The following is a 15,179-nucleotide window of genomic DNA, read 5'->3' on the forward strand; positions in this document are numbered from 1 at the left end:
TCGGTAACCAGCCCCACGAAACATTCATGGCGTACTGGAGCAAGGTGGTCAGATTTTAGTCAACTTCGAAAATTTGGTCAATTTCGTTAAGTTTGAAAAGTCCTACGACTGACTTTCTCGGGCCTTCACCGCCCGCCCATCCTCCATCCCACTCCCCGGATAAAGAATCACCGTCTCCCCCGCTTTCAGTCCGTCCGTCACCCACGCGCTGTCGGGGTTGCGGTCGCTGAACGTCACCGCCCTGGCGCGTGCCTTGCCCGCTTCCACCACGAACACCTGCCAGCCTTCGCCCTGCCGCACCAGTGCGGCTGAGGGCACGAGCAGGGCGCCGTCTTGGGCCAACACGGTGATGCGCGCGTCGACGCGGAAGCCGTCGCCGAGTTTCTCCAGGGCTTGCGGCGGGGCGTTCAGCGCCACCGTGACGTTGACGCGCTGTTCTTCGATGCCCAGGGCCGAGGTCTTGGTGAAGGCGACCGGGTCCACGCGGGCCACCTGCCCGGCCAGCGGCGGCTGGTTGCGGCCGGTGCTCAGTTGCACGGCGGCACCTGCGGTGATGCGCGGTGCGTCGCCAGAGAGCACGTCGATCACGGCTTCCATGGCGCTGGTGTCGCCAATTTCCAGCAGCGGCGCCCCGGCCTGCACCGGTTCGCTGCTGTCCTTGTGCAGCTGGATGACGCGGCCGTTGACCGGGCTCGTGAGCGACCACAGACCTTGTGGCGCGCTCCCCGAGGGTTCGGCGCGGCCCAGGGCGGCGCGGGCTTCGCTGGCGGCGTGTCCGGCGGCGGTTTGTTCGGCCTGCGCGGCCTTGAGGCTTTGGGCCGCCGCTTCACGCGCCAGGCGGCTCTGGTCGCGGGCGGACGGGGCGATGAAGTTGTCTTTGGCGAGCTGCGCGAAGCGTTCGGCTTCGAGCGTGGCCTGCGCCAGCGCGGCCTGGGCGCGCTGCACGTTGGCGCGGGCGGCGGCCACGGCGGCGTCGGCGCTGCCCACGCGCTGCTGCAGCATGCTGCGGGTGCGCGCGTCGATCAGGCCGGGCGCGGCGGGTGCGAGCACGGCGACCACGTCACCGGCCTTGACCGCGTCGCCCACCTTGAGCGTGGGCCGCTGCAGCTGCGCGGCGGTGGGCGCGGTGACGAGGTAGCGGTGCTGCAGGCGCAGCTGGCCGTCTTCTTCAATCACCTGTTCAAAACGGCCTTGGGCCACGGAGGCGGTTTCCACGTCCAGCGGGCGCGGCTGGTAGGCGGCCCAGAGCACGGCGGCCAGAGCAGCCACGGCGACCGCGCCCATGGCCCAGCGGCGTGTGGCCGCTCCGTTGTTCGACTTGTTCATTCGCGTACCTTCAAAACAGAAACCAGATCCAGCCGGTCGATCTGCCGGCGCACCAGCAAGGCGCTGGCCACCCCGGCGGCCAGCACGATGAGCGCGGCGGAAGCGTAGGTGGACGGTTCGATGACCACCGGAAAATCGATCGCGTCGCTGGCCATGAGCTGCATCATGAGCGAGGCCAGGCCCCAACCGGCCAGCGCGCCCAGCGGCAGGGCAATGAGCAGCTCGGCGGCCAGCTCGGCCAGCAGCAGCACCGAGACCTCGGCCCGCGTCATGCCCAGCACGCGCAGGCTGGCCAGTTCCCAGGCGCGTTCGGAGAGCGAGATGCGTGCCGCGTTGTAGATGATGCCCACCGCCATGGCCACGGCGAACAGCGTGAGGATGCCGCTGAAGACGCCCATGTTGCGTTCGGTGCGCTGGTTGAACTCGGTCATGGAGCTGGCTTTGTCGAACACCGAGTTGATGCCCGGCGCGGCCTTCACAGCCGCCCAGAAGGCGGGCATGGCGGCCGGGTCCACCTGCAGCGCCGCGTCGGCCACGCCGTCGCCGTCACCGGCCAGGCGGTTGAGGGTGTCCAGGTTCATGTAAAGCAGCTGGCCGAACATGGTGCGGGCGATGTCGACCACCTCCACCTCCACGCTGCGCCGATTCCACAAGCGGAACTGCAGCGTGATGCGGTCGCCCACCCGGGCGCCCATCTCACGCGCCAGCAGGCCCGAGAGCACCACGCCGTGCGCGGGCAGGGCCAGCGCGCCACGGTCTTCGTCCACCAGGCGCATCAGTTTCGCGTCGCCGCGCAGCGCCATCACCGCCGTGTCTTTGGTTTGCCCGCGCAGCGTCACTTTGACGGGTTCGGTGCGGTAGACCTCGGCGTCGAGCACACCGGGCAGACGCTGCAGCTCGCGCACCACGGTCACGGGCACCGGGCGGTGGAAGTTGACCAGCACGTCGCCCTGCTGCACCTGGCGGAACTGCACGTCCACGATGTGGGCGATGGCGTCGAGCCAGAAGGCGCCCGAGATTTGCAGCGCCACGGCCAGCGCGATGCCGGTGACGGTGAAGGCCGCGCGCAGCGGGCGCCGTTCCAGGTTGCGCACCACCATGCGCGCGCTGGTGGACAGGAAGCGACCCAGGCCCAGGCGTTCGATCAGCGTGGCGGTGTAGACCGGCGGCACGGGCGGCTGCATGGCCTGCGCCGGGCGCAGCCGGACCACGGCATGGATGGCGGTCCAGGTGCCGGCGGCGGCGGCCAGCGCGGCGATGGTGGCGGAGAGTAAAACCAGCGTGGTGTCGGTGGCGTAGGCCAGGCGGTTGAAGCGAAACACTTCGTCGTACAGGCCGAGCATGCCCCGGCCAATGAGCTGGCTCAGGCCAAGGCCCACCGCCACGCCCAGCCCGGCAATCACCAGTGCTAGCTGGATGTAGTGCCAGGCGATGGCGCCGTCGGTGTAGCCCAGGGCCTTGAGCGCGGCGATCTGGCTGCGCTGCGTGGCCACCTGGCGGCTGAGCACCACGTTGAGGATGAACATGGCCACGGCCAGGAAGATGGCGGGCAGCACCGTGCCCATGACCTTGAGCTGCGCCAGTTCGTCGCTGACGATCTTGGTGGACAGATGCCGGTCGCGCCCCACGGCGCCGATGCTGCCGTAGGGTTCGAGCAGGTGGTCCAGCTGCGCGAGCACGGCGCGCTCGGGCACGCCGGCTTCCAACCGCAACGCGGCCTGGTTGAACGCGCCCTGCATGTCGAACAGCTCGGTCATGCGGGCGCCGTCGATCCACCAGATGCCGAAGCCGGTGTCGTCGGGCGCGCCGCCCTGCGAGGCGAACACGTATTCGGGCGAGGCGGCCGTGCCCACCAGGTGGATACGCTCGCGCCGGCCATTGAGGATGGCGTGCACCACGTCGCCGGGTTTGAGTTGGCGGGCGGCGGCAAAGCGGTCGCTCACCAGGGCTTCGAGCGCCGCGCCGCGCTCGGGCCAGCGGCCCTGCTTGAGGCTGAGCGCGTTCAGGCCCTGGCGCCCGGCCTGCGCGGCCGACAGGTCCAGCCCGATGAAGCGGCCGGTGACCGGCTGCACCACCCCGGTCAAGTCCACCTGGGCATCGAACACCACGTCAAGCTTCACCTCGGCCACGCCGGGGATGGCTTCGATGCGCTGCCTCAACGACACCGGCGCACGCCGCACGCCAGCGAACAGGTCGGCCAGGCGGTTGTCGGCGTAGAAGGCGTCGCGCGAGGTCTTGAGCGAGTCGTGCACCGCGAACATGCCCACGAAACCGGCCACGCCGATGGCCACCACCACCGCGATGGTGAGCACCTGGGCGCGCAGCCGGGTCAGGTCGCGCCAGAGTTTGGTGTGGAGCGTGCTCACTGGAGCACCCTTCGGCCTGCGGCCTGTCCCGCCAGGCGGGAGCGAGCTTGCTTGGGGCGGCCCGGCGCTGCGCTCATTTTGCGTTTCACCACCGCAGGGTGGACGCGGCCACCTTGTGGGGGTTCACATGGCTTTCGACGATGCGGCCGTCGGCCAGGCGCAGCACGCGGTCGGCCATGTCGGCGATCGGCGCGTTGTGGGTGATGACCACCGTGGTCGTGCCCAGCTCGCGGTTCACGCGCTCGATGGCCTGCAAGACCATGACACCGGTGGCGCAGTCCAGCGCGCCGGTGGGCTCGTCGCACAGCAACACGGCCGGGCGCTTGGCGATGGCGCGGGCAATGGCCACGCGCTGCTGCTCGCCGCCCGAGAGCTGCGACACGAAGTGGTGCCGCCGCTCGGCCAGGCCCACCAGCGCCAGCGCCTCGGCCGGGTCCATGGGGTCGTCGGCCAGGTCGGTCACCAGCGCCACGTTTTCTTCGGCGGTCAGGCTGGGGATGAGGTTGTAGAACTGGAACACAAAGCCCACATGCTCGCGCCGGTAGCGCGTCAGCTCGGCGTCGCCCGCGCCGATGAGTTCGTGCACCTGGCCGGCGTGCGTCCAGCTGGCCGAGCCGCTGGTGGCCGTGTCCAGCCCACCCAGGATGTTGAGCAGCGTGGACTTGCCGCTGCCCGAGGCGCCCAGCAGCACCACGAACTCGCCGCGCACGATGTCCAGATCGACACCGCGCAGGGCGTGTACCGCCGTGTCGCCCTCGCCATAGGTTTTGGTGAGGGCGCGGGCGGTGAAAACGGCGGGGGCTTGGGAGGCAGCAGAAACCATGTGCCTATGGTGACGCAAAAGCGCGACAGCGCCATGACGTGTGTCAATCCCCTCGCTGCTGCCGCGACGTATCGCGTCAAACCATCGAGCCCATTGGCTGTTGCAGCCCGCAACGGGCCGTGCGGTACCGGCCACGGCGACCTGGGCACAAAGAACAACGCAGTCCAGCATGAACACCGTTTTTCTTCATCGTGTGAAAGATTGACAGATTGCCTTCATGGCTCAACCCAGGCAATCTTGGCGCATGACGTCGCTTCCCCTCTCCATTTCGCCGGTGTTTCCGGTGTTCCTGCAGGGCCTGGTCCTGAGCCTGGGGCTGATCGTGGCCATTGGGGCACAAAACGCTTTTGTGTTGCGCCAGGGGCTGCGGCGCGAGCATGTGGGCAGCGTGGTGCTGTTCTGCGCGCTGGCCGACGCTGTGCTCATCACCGCCGGGGTGTTGGGCATGGCGCAGGCGCTGGGGCGTCACCCCGCGCTGGCACTGGCCATGGCGCTGGCCGGCGCGGCGTTCCTGGCGTGGTATGGCTGGCAGGCGCTGCTGCGCGCGCGCCGTGCGAGCCAGCTCACCGCCTCGCAAGACGGCGCAGGCCTGAGCCACGGCGCCGCACTGGCACAGGCCGCTGCCTTCACCTTGCTCAACCCCCATGTCTACCTGGACACCGTGCTGCTGGTGGGCAGCATCGGCGCCCAGCAACCCGCCGGGCTGCAAGGCTGGTTTGTGGCGGGTGCCAGCATCGCCAGCCTGGGCTGGTTCACGGCGCTGGGTTTTGGCGCGCGCTGGCTGGCGCCGCTGTTTGCCCAGCCCCGCGCCTGGCAGGTGCTGGACGGCCTGATCGGCGCCACCATGTGGCTGCTGGCGCTGCTGCTGGTGCGCCATGCGTTCCAAAGCGTTTGAGGCCAACCCATGTACCTCGACGCCCCGCGCTGACGCCAACAGGGCCAGCCCTTTTCGACTTTCGAGCCTGGTCGCGATATAAAAGCAGCCTCCTGAACCCGCGCCCGCCAACACCTACCATGTACCTGCCCGCCCACTTCGAAGAACACCGCCCCGGCGAGCTGCAGCGCGTGCTGCGCGAGCACCCGCTGGGCGCGCTCATCACCCACAGCCCCCACGGGCTGGACGCCAACCACATCCCCTTCGAGCTGGACGAGGCCACCGGCCCACACGGCACGCTGCGCGCGCACGTGGCGCGGGCCAACCCGCTGTGGCGCGAGGTACCCGCCGACGGCGCCGAGGTGCTGGTGATTTTTCAGGCCAGCGACGCCTACATTTCGCCCAACTGGTACCCCAGCAAGCCCGAACACCACCACCATGTGCCCACCTGGAACTACCAGGTGGTGCATGCCCACGGCCGCTTGCGCGTGGTGGACGACGAGCGCTTTGTGCGTGGCCTGGTCGCCCGGCTCACACGCGAGCACGAGCTCCGCTCGCAGCAGGCCAGCCCCTGGAAGATGGGCGACTCGGCACCTGAGTTCATCACCGGCATGCTGCAGGCCATCGTCGGCATCGAGATTGAAATCACCCGTCTGGTGGGCAAGTCCAAGCTGGGTCAAAACCGCGAAGCACGCGACCGGCTGGGTGCGGCGGCGGGTGTGGAAGGTTTGGGGAACACGCCAGCGGCCATGGCCATGCGGCAAGCGAGTTGACGCCAAGCACCCGGTAGCACCTACCGGACAGACCGCCGCGCAAAAGCCTCGCACAATCGCTCGGTGAAAAACAAACACTTCGCCCAGCTCATCGGTCTGTCTGCCCTGTGGGGCGCCTCGTTTTTGTTTTTGCGCATCGCCAGCCCACTGCTGGGGCCCATGGTGCTGGCGGGTGGCCGGGTGGGCCTGGCGGCCATCACGCTGGCTGTCGTCATGCGCGCGCTGAACCACCGCTGGCCCTGGCAGCACTGGCGCGAACTGCTGTTGTTGGGCGTGCTGTCGGTCGCGGCGCCGTTTCTGCTGTTTTCATGGGCGGCGCTGCGCCTGCCGGCGGGCTACAGCGCCCTGCTCAACACCACGGCGGTGCTGTTTGGCACGCTGGCCGCCGCCTGGCTGAAAGAAGACACGCTGTCGGCGCGCAAGCTGCTGGGCTGCCTGTGCGGCTTTCTGGGGGTGGGGCTGATCGTGCGGCTGGGGCCGGTGCAGCCCGATGCCGCCACGCTGGCCGCCGCGCTCGCCTGCATCACGGCGGCGGCGTGTTACGGCTTGTCCACCCCGCTCATGAAACGCGCCACCACGCGCATGCAGCCCCTGGCCATTGCGGCCGGCATTCACGCCCTGTCGCTGGTGCTGCTGCTGCCCGGTGCGGCCTGGGCGCTGCCGCAGGCGCAGTTCACACCGGCTGCGCTGGGGGTGGTGCTGATGCTCGGTGTGGTGACCTCGGGCCTGGCTTACTGGGCCCACCTGCGCATCATTCGCCACGTGTCGCCAGTGGCGGCCATGAGCCCGGCCTTTCTCATTCCGGTGTTCGGCGTCACCTGGGGCCACATTTTTCTGGGCGAGGCCCTGTCACCGGGCATTTTTGCGGGTGGCGCCCTGGTGTTGCTGGCCACCGCGCTGGTGACGGGTTTCAACCCACTGCGGCGCACGGGGGTGGAGGATCCGATTCCTTGACGGCACAGACCGGATCCGGCACCGGGCGCTTTGGGGCTGAATTTACCGTTGCGCCTTCAGCGTTTCATAGGCATCGCTCACGCGCTTGAAAGCCGTCTCAGCCAGCTGGCGCACCAGCGGCGACACATGGCCCAGGCGGTCCGGGTGGTACTGCTGCAACAGCGAGCGGCGTGCCCGCTCCACCTGCTCCCACGGGCTGTTCGGCGCCAGACCCAGCACGGCCCAGGCGTCTGCCGGCTCCGTGGCGGGTTCGTTCACCGCTTCCGTGCGGTCTTCACTGTCTTCATCTTCGCCCGTGGCGGTATCGGCCAGCGCCTGCACCAGGCACACCAGGCCTTGCCAGTGCACCGTGTATTCGGTGCGGCAGCTGGGGCAACGGATTTCGCTCGGCTCGGGCAGGTGCGGAATGCGCAGGCGCTTCTGGCAGCGACTGCAACACAAAATGCCGGGTGCGGGTGCCGCGTCGGGCCGGGGTGTGGCCTCGGGTTCGGGCTGCGCCACGGTTTCACGCGCCACGGCAGCGCGCAACTGCTCTGTTTTTGAAAACGGCCGACTGGTCAGCTCGGTGCGCAGCAGCGCCACCACAGCGGGTGTGTCGGCGTGTTCGCGGTGCAACTCGGCCAGCTCGTCCACGGTCAGGGCTTGCAAGGGCCGCGCCCGGTTGGGCGGCGGCAGCAACACCCAGTCGGCGGGCTCGGTGCGGACCATTTGGCGGGCGTGCAGCAGGTCTTCTGCCGTGAGTTCAGCGCACGCCAACACATCGGCCGGCGCCAGCAGGCCCGCCAAGGCCTGGATGGTGAGTGGCGGCAGATCGAGCAAGGCCGAGCAGCCTTGGATCACATCTTCGTCCAGCGACTCGATGGCGCGAAAACCGATGCGCAACTGGCTCAGGCTCCAGTAGCTCACGCCCAGGGCGGTGGCCAATTCGCTCTGCGAGAGGTCGCGCTCGGCGGCGCACTGCATCAACGCGGCCGTGAGCAGGCCGCCGGGTCGGGACGATTCGGCCATATCCAGGCGACCGCTCCAGGCTTGGGGTGCGAAGGTCACCGGTTTTTTCCGAAAGGCCGATGCGGTGTCGCGGGTGGTGGTCGATGGCATGGCAAGGCGGCTCGGGTGGAACGGGTCAAAAAAACGGTGCGGCCATGGTACCCGGGAAAACCCTTGATTGTGTGTATCTGTCGGGTGCCGATGGGGCAAAACACCTCCGAACACCCCCCTTGCAGCAGGACCATCCTCCTATACTGGCGCAATGAACGAACCGGTACAAAACCCCCAACGATCGCGCGCGAAACCCAGCCAGGCGGGGGTGCGAGAGCCCGCAGGTCGCACCAACGACCCGGACCGCACCATGGCCAACATCATGGCGGTGGCCATGACCGAGTTCGCGGAAAAAGGGCTGGCGGGCGCGCGCATTGACGAGATTGCCGCAGCCACGCAAACCAGCAAGCGCATGATTTATTACTACTTCGGTAGCAAAGAAGGCCTGTACACGGCGGTGCTGGAGGCTTCGTACCGCGAGATGCGCACCCATGAGTCGGCTTTGAACCTGGACCACCTGGACCCCCTGGAGGCCTTGCGCAAGCTCGTGGCCTACACCTTCGACCACCACCGCCAGAGCGAAAACTACATACGCCTGGTGATGGGAGAAAACATCAACCGGGGCCAATACCTGGCGCAAAGTACCGCCATTCAGGCGCTCAACGTACCCGCCATTTCCGCTATCCAGACGCTGTACGACCGGGGGGTGTCCTCCGGTGTCTTCCGGCCCGGCCTCAGCGCACTCGACATCCACGCCTCCATCTCGGCCTTGACGTTTTTCAACGTCTCCAACCGCCACACCTTCGGACTGATTTTCCGATTCGATGCCGCCAGCCCCGACTGGATCGCGCAACGCCGCCACAGCGTGATCGAGATGGTCGAGCGCTTCGTGCGGGCCTACTGAGCGCGGGCGGTCCTGCCGGGATCGCTCGGGAACACCGTCGGAGGGCTTGCCGCCAGGCAAGCACAGCCCTGAGCACCCGCCGTCTGCGCCTTCCCTTGGCGCGGTCAGCGCCGCCCATTTGCGCCGTGGCCACGCTCCCAGCGGGCTTGCCAGCGCGCGCCGCCACCGGCCTGCGGCCCCGCCGGAAAACGCGCCAAACGCCCATTCAGGGAAAACACCTATGCGCACACCGTTGACTGAATTAACTGGTTCGTACATTATTCCCGGACGGTCTGAAATGCCCAACACAAGCCCGTTTCCCCCATCCATTCCAACCAGGAGACAACCATGAAGAACCCAATCAACCGCCGCGCGCTGCTCGGCGCCGCCACGGCTCTGTGTGCCGCAGCCCTGCCCACGCTGTCCATGGCCCAGGCCAAGATTGAGCTCATTTACTCCGACACGGTGACCGAGGCCGATCCGCGCGCCACCATCCTCAAAGACGTTTTCGGCAAAAGCCTGGGCCCGGAATTCGACTTCAAACCGTACTTTGGCGCCACGCTGTTCAAGCAGGGCACCGAACCTGTGGCCATGCAACGCGGCAACCTGCACCTGGCCAACCTCGCGGCTTTCGACGTGCAGAAGCAGATTCCGGCCTGGAGCATCGTGACCACGGCCTACGTGTTTCGCGACCACATCCACATGAAGAAGGTGTTCGACAGCGACGTGGGCAAAGAACTCTTCGCCATGATGGAAAAACAAATGGGCATCAAGGTGCTGTCTGTGCCCTACATCGGTACCCGCCATGTGGGCCTCAAGCCGAAGAAAAAAATCAACACCCCGGCCGACCTGGCCGGTATCAAACTGCGCATGCCGCCCGGCGAAGGCTGGCAGTTTGTGGGCACGGCCATGGGCGCCAACCCCACGCCGCTGGCCTTCACCGAGGTTTACACCGCGCTGCAGACCGGCGCCATTGACGGGCAGGACAACCCCATGGGCGCGGTCAAGAGCATGAAGTTCTACGAGGTCAGCTCGCAGATCGTCAAGACCGGCCACCTGATCGCCAACAACCTGTTCGCCATCAGCCTGGCCAAATGGAACAGCCTGGGCCCGGCCCAGCAGAAGACGGTGCAGGAAGCCGCCGACAAATTTGCCGCCGCGGTGACAGCCCAGGCCCTGAAAGACGACTCCGAACAGGAGGCCTTCATGAAACAACAGGGTTTGGACGTGTACAGCCCCGATGTGGCGGCCTTCCGCAAACACGTGCTGGACGTGTACAGCAAGAGCAAGTTCGCCGCCGACTGGCCCGCCGGCATGCTCGACCGCATCAACAAGCTGTGACCTGAACGCCCCGGAACCCCACCATGACCTCTTCCTCCACCAAGCGGCCCGTGCACCGGCTGCTGCGCTGGCTGCAGCTGGGCGCCAACCATGTGCTGGTGCTGATGATGGCCACCATGTTCGTGTCCTTCATCCTGCAAATTGGTTTTCGCTATGTGTCGAACAAACCGCTGGCGTGGACGGACGAGGTCTGCGTCTTGATGTGGCTCTGGGGCATTCTCTGGGGCGGTGCCTTCGTGATGCGCAACCGGGACGACATCCGCTTTGACGTGCTCACCGGCCATGTGCCGCGCGGTGTCAAACGGGTGCTCACCGTGGTGGCCAGCCTGTCGGCCGTGGCGATCTTGCTGATCTCGCTGCCGGCGTCGTGGAGCTACATCAGCTTCATGAAGGTGGAAGACTCTGCCGCGCTGGGCATCCGCATGGACTTCTTTTTCTCGATCTACATCGCCTTCGTGCTGGCCATGGTCGTGCGCCACACCCATCTGGGCATCGAAGCCCTGCGCAACCGGTTGCTCGACGACGAAACCACCGGCACCGAGACCTCCGGAGACGCCGCATGAATCTGTTTTCACCCTTCGCGATGACGGTCTACCTGATCATCGCCCTGAGCCTCATGGGGCTGCCGATCGGCCTGTCCATGCTGGCGAGCTCCATCATGTACCTGTTCATCACCGGGCAGGACATGGGCATCGCCGCCGAGCAGTTGCTTCAAGGCCTGAACAACTCCTACACCCTGCTCGCGATCCCGCTGTTCATCCTCGCAGCCGAGATCATGAACATGGGCTCGCTGACCGACAAGTTATTGGGTTTTTGCAACGCCATCGTCGGGCGGTTCCGCGGCGGTCTGGGCCATGTGAACATCCTGTCCTCGCTGATTTTTTCGGGCATGTCGGGCTCGGCCATTGCCGACGCCGCCGGCGTGGGCCGCATGGTCATCAGCATGATGACGCGCGGCGGCCGCTACACCCCCGCCTACGCTGCCGCCGTCACCGCCGCATCGGCCGTCATCGGCCCCATCATCCCGCCGTCGATCCCGCTGGTGCTCTACGGCCTGATCTCCGACGCCTCCATCGGCTTCCTGTTCATGGCCGGCATCGTGCCCGGCCTGCTGCTGGGCGTGGTGCTGATGGCCATGAACGCCTACCTGGCTCGGGTGCGCAATTTCCCGGTCGAAGAAGCCGTGCCGCTGCGCGAGCTGCCGGGCATCACCTTCCGCGCCCTGCCCGCGCTGATGATGCCGGTGGTGCTGCTGGGCGGCATCTACAGCGGCGTGATGACGCCCACCGAAGCCGCCGCCGTGGCCGCACTCTATGCGCTGGTGATCTCTGCCGTGCTCTACCGCTCGGTCACGCTCAAGGGCGCCTACGGCGCGCTGCTCTCCAGTGGCCGCTCCATGGCCACCATCGGCATCCTGATCTCGGGCGCCCTGGTGTTCAACTACGTCGTCACGCGCGAAAACATCCCAGTCACCGTGAGCCAGTTGCTCGTCGCGATGGACCTCAGCCCCATGGGCTTCCTGCTGATGGTCAATGTGATCCTGCTGGTGCTGGGCGCGCTGCTCGAAGGCGGCACCATCCTGCTGGTGATCGTGCCCATCCTGATTCCCACGGCCAAGCTGCTGGGCATCGACATGGTGCACTTCGGCATCGTCGTCACGGTCAACCTGATGATCGGCCTGATCACCCCGCCCTACGGCCTGCTGCTGTTCATCATGGGCAACATCACCGGCGAGTCCATCAAGAGCATCGTGCGCGAGACCCTGCCCTTCCTCGCGGTCATGCTGGGCGCGCTGCTGTTCATCACCTACGTGCCCGACGCCGTGCTCTGGCTGCCCCGCCTGTTTGGCTACCAAGGCTGACCCCTCTGACCGGAACCCTCCCATGATCCACACCGACATCCAACGTTTCCTCACAGACTGGGACGCCGCCTGGTCCACCCTGCCACCGGGTGCCGGCCCGACCGGGCGCCGCGCCCATTTCGAAGCCGTTGCGGCCCGCATGCGGGAGCCCCATCCCCCCGGCATCACCACCCAGGAACACGGGGTCGAGGTGCCCGAGACCGGCCAGCCGGTGCGCGTGCGGGTGTTCCGCCCCGAGGCATCCAGCGGCCCTGTGCCGGCCCTGGTGTACATGCACGGCGGCGCCTGGATGCAAGGCAGCCCCGAAACCCACTGGGACATCACCGCTGGCCTGGCGGCGGCCAACCAGCAGATCGTGATCAGCATCGACTACGCGCTGGCGCCCGAAAGGCCGTTCCCCAACGCCTTGCACGACACCGTGGCGGTGGTGCGCTGGGCCCAGGACCAGGCGCCCACGCTCGGCATCCGCCCCGATGCGATCGCCATCGGCGGTGACAGCGCGGGCGGCAACCTGGCCGCCGCCGCCACCCTGGTGCTGCGCGGCACACCGCACGCCCCGTGCGCCCAACTGCTGGTGTATCCGGCGGTGTCCTTCAACACCGACCGCCCCTCGCACACTGAAAACGCCAACGGCCCGCTGGTCACGGTGGCGTCCATGGCGGCGGTCAACGCCATGTACTGCCCCAACCCGGCCGACTTGCTCACGCCGCTGGCCGCACCGCTGCTGGCCCAGAGCCATGCCGGTCTGCCGCCAGCGTTCATCGCGGTCGCGCAATACGACCCGCTGCGCGACGAAGGCATTGCCTACGCCGAAGCCTTGCAGGCCGCCGGTGTGCCGGTCCACCTGGACCGGGGCGAGGGTCTGATCCACGGCTACTTGCGCGCCAAGGCCTATTGCGAACCGGTGCAGACCCGTTTTGCACACATGGCCGCCTGGCTGAAATCCACGGCAGGCTGAGCGCCATGTCTGCCCCCGTGCCGCCGCGTTTGCGCTACGTGTTCACCCTCGTGGCGCGCATCGGTGCCATCGGCCTGGGTGGCCCTGGCCCGCTGGGCGAGCGCCAGCACATTCCCATCGAAGGTGGCGAAGTCACGGGCCCGGCGCTGCAAGGCCGCATCCGCCCCGGCGGATCGGACTGGGCGCTGTTGCGTGCCGACGGGACTTCGGTCATCGACGCACGCTACACGCTGGAAGCCGCCGACGGTGCGCTGATTTATGTGCAAAGCCGCGGCCTGCGCGTGTCTTCGCCCGAGATCCTGGCGTTGATGCGCGCCGGCCAGCCCGTCGACCCCAGCGCGGTGTACTTTCGGGCTGCCCCGCACTTTGAGGCACCCGACGGCCCGCACGGGTGGCTCAACCACCACCTGTTTGTGGCCACGCTGGAACGCCAGGCCACCGCTGTGCGGCTCCAGGTCTTTCAGGTCGAATAAGCTCCCGAACCTCTCACTGCATTTGGAACACACCATGAAAAAAATCCTCATCCTCAACGGCCCCAACCTCAACCTGCTGGGCACCCGCGAACCTGCGCAATACGGCTACACCACGCTCTCAGACGTGGAGGGCTTTTGCAAGTTGCACGGCGAGAAGATCGGCTACGAAGTGGAGTGTTTTCAGAGCAACTGGGAAGGTGCGTTACTGGACAAAATCCATGCGTACGGTCAGCTCTACAAAGCTGACGAGGTGTTGGGCGTGGTGTTCAACCCCGGCGCACTGACCCACACCTCGATTGCCTTGTACGACGCGATCAAAGGCGTTGAACCCATGCCGGTGATCGAGTGCCACATCTCCAACGTGCACACCCGCGAAGCCTTCCGGCACCACTCCTGGGTATCGCCCGCAGCGGCCGGTATCGTGGTCGGTTTCGGCGTAGACGGCTACCTGATCGCCATGGACGGTCTGGTGCGCAAGTTCACCCAGACGTCGGCCAGACAACAGCACTGATCCGGCGACCGTCAGGCTGCGTCTGATGCCGTTCCGTTGGGGCCGGCAGGGGGCGGTTTTGCCTGTCGCCAGTCGAATCCCCCTTGAAAGACCCCGACCATGATCACCGGCCACACCGAACTCATCGCCCACATTGGCTTCCCGACGCACACCTTCAAGTCGCCGATGATCTACAACCCCTTTTTCGAAAAAGAGGGGATCAACGCGGTCGTGGTCCCGTTCGGCTGCAAACCCGAGCACTACCCGGCGCTGCTCAAGGCGGTCTTCAGCCTCACCAACATCCGCGGCGCGCTCATCACCATGCCGCACAAGGTGGTGACCGTGGGTTTGCTGGACGAGGTAACGCCCACCGTGAACGTCGCCGGGGCCTGCAATGCGGTCAAGCGCCTGCCCGACGGCCGTCTGGTGGGCGACATGTTTGACGGTGCGGGCTTTGTGCGCGGCGTCATGCGCAAGGGACTGCAGCTCGACGGCGCGCGCGCGCTGGTGGTGGGCTGCGGCGGGGTGGGCTGCGCCATTGCCGCCTCGCTGGCGGGTTCGGGCATCGCAGCAATCGGCCTTTTTGATGTCAACACCGCGTCGGCCGAAGCCCTGGGCCGGCGCATCCGAGACAACTACCCGGCCATCCAGGTCAGCACGGGCAGCAACGACCCGGCGGGTTACAACCTCGTGGTCAACGCCACCCCCATGGGCATGAACGAAGGCGACCCATTGCCACTCGACGTGTCGCGCCTCGACCCACGCACCTTCGTCGGTGAAGTGGTGATGCGTACCGAAATGACCGCCTTCCTCAGCGCGGCCCAAGCCAGGGGCTGTCCCATACAGGTGGGTTCAGACATGCTGTTTGAACAGATTCCCGCCTACCTGGAATACTTCGGTTTCCCCACCACCACCGCCGAGGTGCTGCGCTCGGTGGCTCGGCTGAGCTACTGATGGCGCGGTCCTGGTTGTCCGCCCCCCCAGCAACAGGCCAAGAATGGCCGTTCCGAGGTGGAACC

At 66.8% G+C, this 15,179-nt stretch carries 15 protein-coding genes; 11 read left to right on the top strand and 4 right to left on the bottom strand.

Features of this window, described 5'->3' with window-relative positions:
* Positions 1 to 102 precede the first annotated feature (102 nt).
* The 3 genes from Q7J58_RS11630 to Q7J58_RS11640 all read right to left on the bottom strand — a co-directional run bounded on the left by Q7J58_RS11630 (position 103) and on the right by Q7J58_RS11640 (position 4,515).
* A complete protein-coding gene (locus tag Q7J58_RS11630; protein WP_304827874.1) occupies positions 103 to 1,326 on the bottom strand; it encodes an HlyD family efflux transporter periplasmic adaptor subunit in 1,224 nt (407 codons plus the stop codon).
* Entirely contained in the window at positions 1,323 to 3,692 is a 2,370-nt protein-coding gene (locus Q7J58_RS11635) for an FtsX-like permease family protein (RefSeq protein ID WP_304827876.1), read from the bottom strand. Before Q7J58_RS11635 ends, Q7J58_RS11630 begins: the two co-directional genes overlap by 4 nt.
* 85 nt (positions 3,693 to 3,777) lie before the next feature.
* Positions 3,778 to 4,515 (bottom strand): ABC transporter ATP-binding protein, encoded by a 738-nt coding sequence (locus Q7J58_RS11640; RefSeq protein WP_304827879.1) that lies wholly within the window; start codon positions 4,513 to 4,515, stop codon positions 3,778 to 3,780.
* A gap of 244 nt (positions 4,516 to 4,759) precedes the next feature.
* Here Q7J58_RS11640 and Q7J58_RS11645 point away from each other — a divergent pair, with 244 nt between their 5' ends.
* The 3 genes from Q7J58_RS11645 to Q7J58_RS11655 all read left to right on the top strand — a co-directional run bounded on the left by Q7J58_RS11645 (position 4,760) and on the right by Q7J58_RS11655 (position 7,116).
* Entirely contained in the window at positions 4,760 to 5,410 is a 651-nt protein-coding gene (locus Q7J58_RS11645; RefSeq protein ID WP_304827882.1) for a LysE/ArgO family amino acid transporter, read from the top strand.
* A gap of 119 nt (positions 5,411 to 5,529) precedes the next feature.
* Positions 5,530 to 6,162, top strand: a complete 633-nt coding sequence (locus tag Q7J58_RS11650) for an FMN-binding negative transcriptional regulator (protein WP_304827884.1) — start codon at positions 5,530 to 5,532, stop codon at positions 6,160 to 6,162.
* Positions 6,163 to 6,225: 63 nt separating this feature from the next.
* Positions 6,226 to 7,116 carry an EamA family transporter gene (locus tag Q7J58_RS11655; protein WP_304827887.1) on the top strand — a complete coding sequence of 297 codons (891 nt, stop codon included), beginning with the start codon at positions 6,226 to 6,228 and terminating at the stop codon, positions 7,114 to 7,116.
* Positions 7,117 to 7,158: 42 nt separating this feature from the next.
* Here the strand turns inward: Q7J58_RS11655 and Q7J58_RS11660 are convergent, their stop codons facing one another.
* Positions 7,159 to 8,214, bottom strand: a complete 1,056-nt coding sequence (locus Q7J58_RS11660; RefSeq protein ID WP_304827890.1) for a J domain-containing protein — start codon at positions 8,212 to 8,214, stop codon at positions 7,159 to 7,161.
* A 250-nt stretch (positions 8,215 to 8,464) separates the two neighbouring features.
* On the opposite strand from Q7J58_RS11660, the gene Q7J58_RS11665 reads away from it, so the two are divergent.
* From Q7J58_RS11665 to Q7J58_RS11700, 8 genes are all read left to right on the top strand, one after another.
* Positions 8,465 to 9,058: a TetR/AcrR family transcriptional regulator gene (locus Q7J58_RS11665; RefSeq protein ID WP_336623492.1), complete on the top strand. Its 594-nt coding sequence runs from the start codon at positions 8,465 to 8,467 to the stop codon at positions 9,056 to 9,058.
* A gap of 327 nt (positions 9,059 to 9,385) precedes the next feature.
* The gene (dctP, locus tag Q7J58_RS11670; protein ID WP_304827896.1) at positions 9,386 to 10,378 is read left to right on the top strand and encodes a TRAP transporter substrate-binding protein DctP; all 993 of its coding nucleotides are present in this window, start codon (positions 9,386 to 9,388) and stop codon (positions 10,376 to 10,378) included.
* Between the two features lie 23 nt (positions 10,379 to 10,401).
* The gene (locus Q7J58_RS11675; protein ID WP_304827899.1) at positions 10,402 to 10,941 is read left to right on the top strand and encodes a TRAP transporter small permease subunit; all 540 of its coding nucleotides are present in this window, start codon (positions 10,402 to 10,404) and stop codon (positions 10,939 to 10,941) included.
* Positions 10,938 to 12,239 carry a TRAP transporter large permease gene (locus Q7J58_RS11680; RefSeq protein WP_304827902.1) on the top strand — a complete coding sequence of 434 codons (1,302 nt, stop codon included), beginning with the start codon at positions 10,938 to 10,940 and terminating at the stop codon, positions 12,237 to 12,239. Before Q7J58_RS11675 ends, Q7J58_RS11680 begins: the two co-directional genes overlap by 4 nt.
* Before the next feature lie 22 nt (positions 12,240 to 12,261).
* Positions 12,262 to 13,197 (top strand): alpha/beta hydrolase, encoded by a 936-nt coding sequence (locus tag Q7J58_RS11685; protein ID WP_304827905.1) that lies wholly within the window; start codon positions 12,262 to 12,264, stop codon positions 13,195 to 13,197.
* Between the two features lie 5 nt (positions 13,198 to 13,202).
* A complete protein-coding gene (locus tag Q7J58_RS11690) occupies positions 13,203 to 13,670 on the top strand; it encodes a DUF3237 domain-containing protein (protein WP_304827908.1) in 468 nt (155 codons plus the stop codon).
* A gap of 34 nt (positions 13,671 to 13,704) precedes the next feature.
* Positions 13,705 to 14,181 carry a type II 3-dehydroquinate dehydratase gene (aroQ, locus tag Q7J58_RS11695; RefSeq protein ID WP_304827911.1) on the top strand — a complete coding sequence of 159 codons (477 nt, stop codon included), beginning with the start codon at positions 13,705 to 13,707 and terminating at the stop codon, positions 14,179 to 14,181.
* Positions 14,182 to 14,280: 99 nt separating this feature from the next.
* Positions 14,281 to 15,114, top strand: a complete 834-nt coding sequence (locus Q7J58_RS11700) for a ThiF family adenylyltransferase (RefSeq protein ID WP_304827914.1) — start codon at positions 14,281 to 14,283, stop codon at positions 15,112 to 15,114.
* Positions 15,115 to 15,179: the final 65 nt, after the last annotated feature.

The sequence above is a fragment of the Hydrogenophaga sp. genome (assembly GCF_030656115.1).
Lineage (GTDB): Bacteria > Pseudomonadota > Gammaproteobacteria > Burkholderiales > Burkholderiaceae_C > Hydrogenophaga.

Excerpts from the sequence above, each read along its gene's own strand:
- Q7J58_RS11685 (WP_304827905.1), top strand. The coding sequence starts at position 12,262 with ATGATCCACACCGACATCCAACGTTTCCTCACAGACTGGGACGCCGCC.
- aroQ (WP_304827911.1), top strand. The coding sequence starts at position 13,705 with ATGAAAAAAATCCTCATCCTCAACGGCCCCAACCTCAACCTGCTGGGC.
- Q7J58_RS11630 (WP_304827874.1), bottom strand. The coding sequence starts at position 1,326 with ATGAACAAGTCGAACAACGGAGCGGCCACACGCCGCTGGGCCATGGGC.
- Q7J58_RS11680 (WP_304827902.1), top strand. The coding sequence starts at position 10,938 with ATGAATCTGTTTTCACCCTTCGCGATGACGGTCTACCTGATCATCGCC.
- Q7J58_RS11660 (WP_304827890.1), bottom strand. The coding sequence starts at position 8,214 with ATGCCATCGACCACCACCCGCGACACCGCATCGGCCTTTCGGAAAAAA.
- Q7J58_RS11650 (WP_304827884.1), top strand. The coding sequence starts at position 5,530 with ATGTACCTGCCCGCCCACTTCGAAGAACACCGCCCCGGCGAGCTGCAG.
- Q7J58_RS11640 (WP_304827879.1), bottom strand. The coding sequence starts at position 4,515 with ATGGTTTCTGCTGCCTCCCAAGCCCCCGCCGTTTTCACCGCCCGCGCC.
- Q7J58_RS11700 (WP_304827914.1), top strand. The coding sequence starts at position 14,281 with ATGATCACCGGCCACACCGAACTCATCGCCCACATTGGCTTCCCGACG.
- Q7J58_RS11675 (WP_304827899.1), top strand. The coding sequence starts at position 10,402 with ATGACCTCTTCCTCCACCAAGCGGCCCGTGCACCGGCTGCTGCGCTGG.
- Q7J58_RS11665 (WP_336623492.1), top strand. The coding sequence starts at position 8,465 with ATGGCCAACATCATGGCGGTGGCCATGACCGAGTTCGCGGAAAAAGGG.
- Q7J58_RS11645 (WP_304827882.1), top strand. The coding sequence starts at position 4,760 with ATGACGTCGCTTCCCCTCTCCATTTCGCCGGTGTTTCCGGTGTTCCTG.
- Q7J58_RS11690 (WP_304827908.1), top strand. The coding sequence starts at position 13,203 with ATGTCTGCCCCCGTGCCGCCGCGTTTGCGCTACGTGTTCACCCTCGTG.
- dctP (WP_304827896.1), top strand. The coding sequence starts at position 9,386 with ATGAAGAACCCAATCAACCGCCGCGCGCTGCTCGGCGCCGCCACGGCT.